This is a genomic window from Bacillus sp. GMa5/1, from assembly GCF_050172015.1.
Taxonomy (GTDB): Bacteria; Bacillota; Bacilli; order Bacillales; family Bacillaceae_G; genus Bacillus_A; species Bacillus_A cereus.
The window spans coordinates 1-1,592 of sequence record NZ_JBNLYC010000382.1; the positions used below are offsets into that span (position 1 = coordinate 1).

Here is a 1,592-nt window from a genome sequence, read left to right on the forward strand (position 1 = left end):
ATGTAGATATATTTAGTAATATATGTTATATTATTGATTTTTCACAAAAAATCCTAATATCATTATTAATAAATATCCAGTATGAAGATATTAGTCTATAAACTTATCTTCGTTATAAACATAGGTTTTAAATTACAAAAAAGCTGCAAAGCTTCCTTGGAACACTTTGCAGCCTTCTGTCTTTTTATTTCCTTTAGCAAAATAACGGTTAGTGTATTTTTTCAAATTAACAATATGGTACAAAGATTTCCATTGAGCTTTTGCTCACATATGTGTTTATAAAGTCTTCAAGAGCTATTTGTTTGAGCTGACATCAGACTAGTTTATCTGATTCAGAACTATACCGATAAAGTGCAACTTTAATCAGTGGGGGTTTTGTTCATCCCCACTGATTATTAGCCCACACCAATCGGGCTTTTACGGGCAGCCCGCCCCCCCACCTAACTTCTTTGCTTTCGCTGAATTTTTAGATGGAGGTCTTACTGCCCGGCAAATAGCGGGATAAATTCAGCACATGATTGTTATTAAAAAAATAGATATACTTTGTTTCTCCATTATTTTTCTAACTCCTAAAAATTGAAACTGTTCCGCTAACAAGATAATATCTGGTTAATCTCATACGTCTATTTGAATACAAGTTCTTTTTCTAGACAAATCACAAACTCTTTCTAGCGTAATAAGTCCAGTATTTTCATCTTTTGGGGTACTTACACCCATGTTTAAGTCTTTACATTGGAGACAGCAAATAACAAGCTTATATTATTGTATATTTTTCACGGTACTGCCTAGGAGTCATGCTAGTGATTTTTTTGAAAACTCTTATAAAATAACTTTGGTCATTAAAGTTAAGCCAAGCACAGATATCTGATAACGAATAAGTAGTGAGGGTTAATAATTTCTTTGCTTCTTCCACTCGTTCCCTTTGAATATATTCGCTTAAAGTAATTCCCATTTCTTTTTTAAATAGTTTAGACAGATAAGTAGGCGTAATTTCTAAATGATTAGCAAGTTCATTCAGAGATATTCCATCGTAAACATTTTTATTAATATGTTTTATACATGTAGTAACCGCGTAAGAATACTTTTTTGCATTGTATTCTTTCACACGATCTGCAAAGGTACGTAAAGCGTCCCCTGACAATCGCTTTACAGATTCTACACTATCTAATTGTTCCAGGGTTTGTATATATAAAATACTATGAGCAAAAGCAATATCTGGTGGCAGATTTCCTTCTATTGCATATCGAGTGGCTAAGGTAATCGCAATAATTCCAAGGTTTTTTTGATTCCTGAGCGGATCCTCTATTAGCATAAGTTCAACATCTTCTTGTGAAACCGCATACATATACTGTATTAACTTTTTTTTATTTCCTTCTTTGATAGTCGAAAAGAAATCATTTACTAATGCCATATTGTGTGTTTTAGGTTTGTTTTGTCGGCGTTTTAAAATATATAAATCAGGTTTCACAATTTTATTAGGAACTTCCTCTAGTACTTTATTTTTTTCCAAGACAATATCTACATCTAACTTTTCATTGAAAATCATGTAATGTAATAAAATTCCCATATCAATTAATGTAGTTTTTTTAATC

1 protein-coding gene is annotated in these 1,592 nt (G+C 31.7%); it reads right to left on the reverse strand.

Translation table 11 applies throughout. From position 1 onward, the window contains the following. Positions 1-754: 754 nt before the first annotated feature. The coding region (locus ACQGSG_RS28810; protein WP_426948719.1) for a helix-turn-helix domain-containing protein at positions 755-1,592 on the reverse strand (838 nt) is incomplete at its 5' end.